General features: G+C 47.4%; 7 protein-coding genes. All 7 read right to left on the bottom strand.

Annotated features, from left to right (window positions below):
* Positions 1-38 precede the first annotated feature (38 nt).
* Complete coding sequence (locus tag AC1RR2_RS20490) at positions 39-1,034, bottom strand: carbon-nitrogen hydrolase family protein (RefSeq protein ID WP_493224140.1); 996 nt, start codon at positions 1,032-1,034, stop codon at positions 39-41.
* Positions 1,035-1,089: 55 nt separating this feature from the next.
* Complete coding sequence (locus tag AC1RR2_RS20485; RefSeq protein WP_493224139.1) at positions 1,090-2,394, bottom strand: hemolysin family protein; 1,305 nt, start codon at positions 2,392-2,394, stop codon at positions 1,090-1,092.
* Positions 2,395-2,644: 250 nt separating this feature from the next.
* Positions 2,645-3,457 carry a 3-methyl-2-oxobutanoate hydroxymethyltransferase gene (gene panB / locus AC1RR2_RS20480; RefSeq protein WP_493224138.1) on the bottom strand — a complete coding sequence of 271 codons (813 nt, stop codon included), beginning with the start codon at positions 3,455-3,457 and terminating at the stop codon, positions 2,645-2,647.
* Between the two features lie 38 nt (positions 3,458-3,495).
* Positions 3,496-3,843, bottom strand: coding sequence for a DMT family protein (locus AC1RR2_RS20475; protein WP_493224137.1), 348 nt, complete (start codon positions 3,841-3,843; stop codon positions 3,496-3,498).
* 31 nt (positions 3,844-3,874) lie between these two features.
* Complete coding sequence (gene folK / locus AC1RR2_RS20470; RefSeq protein WP_493224136.1) at positions 3,875-4,351, bottom strand: 2-amino-4-hydroxy-6-hydroxymethyldihydropteridine diphosphokinase; 477 nt, start codon at positions 4,349-4,351, stop codon at positions 3,875-3,877.
* 4 nt (positions 4,352-4,355) lie between these two features.
* Positions 4,356-5,753 (bottom strand): polynucleotide adenylyltransferase PcnB, encoded by a 1,398-nt coding sequence (pcnB, locus tag AC1RR2_RS20465; protein WP_493224135.1) that lies wholly within the window; start codon positions 5,751-5,753, stop codon positions 4,356-4,358.
* Positions 5,754-5,758: 5 nt separating this feature from the next.
* Entirely contained in the window at positions 5,759-6,460 is a 702-nt protein-coding gene (locus AC1RR2_RS20460; protein ID WP_493224134.1) for a histidinol-phosphatase, read from the bottom strand.
* Positions 6,461-6,483: the final 23 nt, after the last annotated feature.

Below are 6,483 nucleotides of genomic sequence, written 5' to 3'. Positions count from 1 at the left end.
AAAAAGACTAGGATACCTGACACCCAATCAGGTATTCTTCAAAAATACGCTTGCACTTCAAAATTGAACTCGCGATCCTCAAAACTCGCCAAATTTTGACGCTGGCGATTCACCACCAAGCGCGTAACATCAGGGCGAGAATAATGTCCGGTCACATCAAAATTTTGACGTTCACGTCGAACTTGATTTCTATCCAGCGTAGCGATCAGCAAGCATTCCTGATCAATCACAGGTTCGACGATCCAGCTACCATCCGGTGCAGCGATGCAAGAGCCGCCATTCGCTAATATGTCTGGACAACGTGCCAGAATTTTATCGAGATGCGGTGTGTCGGCAGGAATATCTTGTTTGCGCATTAAACCGGACACCGCAATACTAAAACTGCGGCCTTCTTTCGCAATGAAGCGCGTTAAGTCCTCGGTATTACGCAAATTGCCAGGCCAAATCCCCACATGCAAATCTTCGCCTTGCGCATACAAAGCAGCACGCGATAAAGGCATCCAGTTTTCCCAACAATTCAAACCACCGACGGTAAACCCATCGAGCGCATGGGTACGCAAACCATGGCCGTCACCTGCCGCCCAGGTCAGACGCTCTTCGTAGGTCGGCATGAGTTTGCGATGCACCGATCCAATCACACCATCCGCACCGATGTAAACGCAAGAGCAATATACGCTGTAACCGGTCCTGTCTTTCGGGCGCTCCAAACAACCGAGCATGACCGCAATCTGATGTGCCTTAGCCGCGGCACAAATACTATCCAAATCACCCGCTTCAATATCAACGCCTTGCTGTACGTAATAGGCATGCAAATCTTTTTGTATATCGTCATTAAAACGTGCACCGTCGGTCAGATCCAACCAGAATGGATAGCCAGGTAATAAGGTTTCCCCAAAACAAACCAGTCGCGCTCCTTGCTTTGCCGCTTGCTGTATGTAGTCGACGATCTTGGCGGTGGTGGCGATGCGGTTGAGCCAGACTGGAGCGATTTGGGCTAGGGCGACGGTGATGTGGTCTTGCTGAGAAGTTTGCATGGAAAATTCCAGAGGATTTTTTGAATATTAGTAGAATCTAAGACGGTAAAAATTTCTATTCTGGCGTAATTACTTCTGAGACCAATAAACGATCAATACGGTTCTTATCCAGATCAACAACCTCGATACGGAATCCTGACCATTCGAAATACTCCGATGACTTGGGTATGTAGCCAAAGTGAGTTAAAACGAAGCCAGCCAAGGTATGATAGGACCCGGACGATTCTTCTGGAAATCTAACTTCTGTATCGAGAATTTCCCGAAAGCGGTCAAATGAAATGCCACCGTCAATCAACCAAGACCCATCTTCACGCTGTACAGAGTCAGATTCTGGATTGTTGTCGATCGCAGCGACATCACCGACTAAGGCACCAAGTACATCGCTTAAGGTGACGATACCTTCAATTTCACCATATTCATTAATGACTAAAGCTAACTCTGCGCGATTTTTTTTGAATGTTTCGAGTAACTGCATGGCACTTAAGGATTCTGGTATGAAGAGCGGAGGCGTGACTGCCTCGGCAATATCGACATCGGCTATTGAATGTTTTTTGATCGCCTGATCGAACAGGTGCCCGCCATGAATGATGCCGATGACATTTGACAGATCGCCCTTGCAAACCGGAAAACGGCTGTATGGGCTAGCGGCAATTTTCGCCAAGTTATAGTCAAGCGATTCTTCGATATCAATGAAATCAATATCCATACGCGGCGTCATGAGGGCCGCGACGCGTTGATCGTCAAGGCGCAGTGCGCGTGAAACAATTTCATGTTCAGTTTTTTCAAACAGGCCGGCATCCGTTCCTTCTTTCAGCATGCCAGTAATTTCTTCTTCGGTGACCGCATTATTTTTGGGTTGGTGTAATCCCATCAAGCGTAGCAAGGCTTCTGTTGTGATGGTCAAGATTTTGACAAATGGCCCCATCATGCGTGACAACCATTGCATTGGAGATGCGATCAGTGAAGCGACTGTTTCTGGATATTGCATGGCAATTCGCTTCGGCAAAAGCTCCCCCAAAATCAAAGAGGAAAACGTAATGCCCACCACCACAATCACTAAGGCTACTTCCCTCGCAAATTGTCCGATGATCGGCAGGTGTTCGAATTTTGGCATGAGTTGCGCAACCAATGAAGCTTCACCAAACGCACCATTAAAAATGCCGATGAGGGTAATGCCTACCTGTATTGTGGATAGAAAACGACTTGGACTGTCGGAGAGTTCTAGAGCCGCTTTTGCGCCACGGCTGCCATTATCTGAAAGTTTCTGTAATCGGATTCGTTTCGAAGAAACTACCGCGATTTCTGACATGGCAAACAAGCCATTGACCAGAATTAAACCAAGGATAATCAATATGTCCATTTTAGGAGGGCACGTTGTATTGCCTTACCCCCATGTGTTGAAGAGCAGATATTGTACCCAGAATTTTCATTGGTGTATGGGGTCATATTACTTGATGAGTAACAATCAAAAAAATGCTTGTTTTAAGCGCATTTTTCTAGTTGGAGATTCTGTTGCCATGAACTTGCTATGTCTCGCTGCTTCAAAATGAAGAAGGCGTCACCAGAGTGCAGCCTTCATCATTTTACGAGCTAATTTTTAATGCGTTTATTTAAAAGCAATGCTCAGGCGCAGGAAAACTCTTATCCTTCACCGCCGCCACATAAGCCTTAATCGCAGCATCAATATTCGTTTGACCTTCCATAAAATTCTTCACAAAACGTGCTTTACGGCCTGGAAAAACGCCGAGCAAATCGTGCATGACTAAGACTTGACCAGAGCAATCGGGACCCGCGCCTATGCCTATGGTGGGGATGTGTAATAAGTCAGTCACTTCTCTTGCTAGACCGGCTGGGATCGCTTCTAAGACCAATAAAGCTGCGCCAGCTTCTTGCAATAATTGGGCGTCGGCTTTGAGTAAGTCGGCAGCGGCGATGGTTTTGCCTTGTACTTTGTAGCCACCCAATTGGTGTACCGATTGGGGCGTAAGACCAAGATGGGCGCAGACTGGGATGGAGCGTTCGTTCAGGAATTTGATGATAGGGGCAATCCATGCGCCGCCTTCAACTTTGACCATTTGCGCGCCGGCTTGGATTAGTTGTACTGCGTTGGCAAAAGCGGTTTCTGGTGTTGGATAGGTGCCAAACGGCATATCTGCGACCACGAAAGCTTTGTCATTGCCGCGTACTACGCTGGCGGTGTGATAGGCGACATCGGCGTTCGTGACGGGCAGGGTGGAGCTGTGTCCTTGACACACCATGCCGAGTGAATCACCGATTAATAAAACCTCGACACCACATCTATCCATCATGGCCGCAAAGCTGGCGTCATAGCAGGTCAGCATGGTGATTTTTTCACCTTGCTCACGCAGGGTATTGAGTGTCGTGATGGTGACCGCCTTGCGGTCTTGTAAGTATTCAGCCACGATGTTTCCTTTGCTGTGAAGTTGATTGACTTTGAAGCCTAACTTCTAAAAATAAAATACACGGCGCCCACTAAACATAACCCCGCCCATACATAGTCTAACTTAAACGGCTGATTCATATAAATCATCGAAAACGGCACGAAGACTAGCAATGTTAATACCTCTTGCAGAATTTTGAGTTGCGCCAAACTGTATTGAGTGTAACCGATACGATTCGCTGGCACCTGGAGTAAATATTCAAAAAGGGCGATACCCCAACTGATAAAGGCAGCGACGTACCATGCTTTACTGTTGAGATTTTTGAGATGTCCGTACCAGGCAAAAGTCATGAAGACGTTTGACAGTATTAAGAGTCCGGTGGTTTGAACGATGACGGGGATTTGCATAGCGGTTCTTGCTTGCGCTTAAAGTTTGGGTCTACAGCTTACTGATGCCTTGATCCGCAACGTCCGGCGCGAATTCATGCGCCACACCTTTGCCGGGAATTTTGATAAAAGGATCAAGCTGCAACAAGGGAATCAAGACGAAGGCACGTTCCGTCATGCGCGGATGTGGCACGGTCAAGTGTTCGGTATTGATGGATTGCTGACCAAACAGTAGCAAATCGAGATCCAAGGTGCGTGGCGCGTTGCGATACGGACGTTCGCGACCACAGGCGAGTTCTAATGCTTGCAAATGTTCTAGCAAAACCTGCGCATCCAAATCGGTTTCTATCGCAGCTACGGCATTGATGTAGTCATCACCGCTGGAATCTATTGGAGCGGTGATAAACAGCGATGAAGCTTGCTTGAATTGCGTTTGCGGCAAACTGCGTAGCTTTTCAAGTGCGTACTCGACCATCGCACGTGCATCGCCGAGATTGGCACCGATACCTATGTAAGCACTGATCGCCATGGCGTTATTCTGCAGAATCCGCTTTAGGTTTGCTGCTGGTATTGCGGTTAGGGCTACGACGTGGGCGGCGTTTTTTGGCTGGTGCACTTTCCGCGGTTTTTGCTTTTGGTTTGATGCTCAATAAGCGCACGCGGTCTTGTTCATCGCCATTGATAAAGTCGGTCCACCATTCGCCGAGTTCGGCATCGATTTCACCTGATGCACAACGCAGCAATAAGAAATCGTAACCAGCGCGCAGACGATTGTTTTCTAAGAGCTTGTACGGCGCTTTGCCTATGCGCTTTTCAAAGCGCGGTTGCATCGCCCAAATATCACGCATGTCGGTGCCGATTTTTCGTTGCAAGGCAAGCGCATCGGTTTGGGTATTTAGTACGTCATCGGCGGCTAAATGCAAAGCGGGAATAGGCAATTCACCAGAGACTTTGTAGGCTTCCCATTTCTCTACCACTTGATGCCATAGCAAGGAGGCAAATAAAAATCCGGGAGAAACTGTTTTACCTTGTTGTACACGCTCATCAGTATTGGCCAAAGCCAAGGTGACAAAGCGTTCGCCTAAAGGTTGTTCAAGCACCACATCGAGTAGCGGCATTAAGCCGTGATGCAGGCCTTCTTTGCGTAACTGCTGTAAGCATGCCATCGCATGTCCGCTCATCAAAAGCTTGAGCATTTCATCAAACACGCGCGCGCTCGGCACATTATTGATTAAAGCCGCCATCACTTTGATCGGTGCGCGGGTTTCGGCATCGATGGTGAATTTGAGTTTGGCGGCGAAGCGGACCACGCGCAACATGCGAATAGGATCTTCACGGTAGCGCAATTCAGGTACACCAATAATGCGCAAAGTTTTTTTACGAATATCAGCAATACCGCCGTGGTAATCAAGCACGGTTTGACTGGCAGGATCGTAATACATGGCATTGATGGTGAAGTCGCGTCTTACTGCATCTTCATGTTGCTCACCGAAAGTGTTGTCGCGCAAGACGCGGCCATGTTCATCTTTAGGCGCTTCGTGCTTGGCAGCGCCACGGAAAGTCGTGACTTCAATTAAGTCTTGCCCGAACATCACATGCACGATCTGGAAACGTCGACCAATGATAAAGGCACGGCGGAATAAGCGTTTGACCTGTTCTGGTGTTGCATTGGTAGCGACGTCGAAATCTTTAGGCTTTACACCGAGTAACAAATCACGTACTGCACCGCCGACGATAAAGGCTTTAAAGCCATTGTCTTGCAAGGTTTGCGTTACACGAATGGCGTTATTCGATACTAATTCAGGATCGATGCCGTGTTCTTTCGCAGTCAAGACTTTTGGCTTGTTTTTCTTTGCGCTCGCTTTGCCTTGATCGATGGTGTCGTCAGGATTCTTAACGCCTAAGATTTTGCGGATAAATTTCTTAATCATGCTTTTTATGCTTGGTTGTGTAGCTCAAATAATTGTAAGGTCGGCCAGCCGTGTGCTTGTGCATGGGCTTTTAGTAGTTTATTCGGATTGGTCGCTATTGGGTGAGTCACGATAGAGAGCAATGGAATATCGTTTTGTGAATCGCTGTAAAAATAACTCTTAGTAAAATCACTCAGTTGCTTGCCTTGTTGCGCCAGCCATGCATGTAAATGCGTGACTTTGCCGGGTCCTGAGGTCGGTACACCGCGCAGTTTACCAGTCAAATTGCCTTGTTCGTCTAAATGTGGTTCTGCTGCCAACAAATGTTCAACACCCAAGGCTTGAGCAATTGGTTGTGTCACGAAACGATTGGTGGCCGTGATGATGGCGATTAAATCGTTTTGATCTTGATGTTGTTTGATTAAGTCATGCGCGGCTGGCAAGAGGGCAGGGCTAATCACTTCTTGCATAAATTGCGCGTGGTAGTCATTTAACTGCTGGCGTGGAAATCGTGCCAAAGTGCCCAGTGCAAATTCTAAATATTCGACTGGATCTAAAGTGCCTGCCTGATATTGATCGAAAAATTCCGCATTACGACGACCAAACTCTCCCGCGTCAACTGCCCCTATGCGGCATAGAAATTGACCCCATTCGTAATCGGAGTCAATCGGCAATAAGGTGTGGTCAAGATCAAATAGCGCGATGTTTTGCGTAGCTTGTTTATTCATATGCAAGTTCAAAATGTTCAATA

It is taken from the genome of Undibacterium sp. GW821-FHT11H02 (assembly GCF_058808015.1).
Note: the sequence above shows the minus strand (reverse complement) of the source record. Positions and strands in the feature narration are given on the sequence as shown.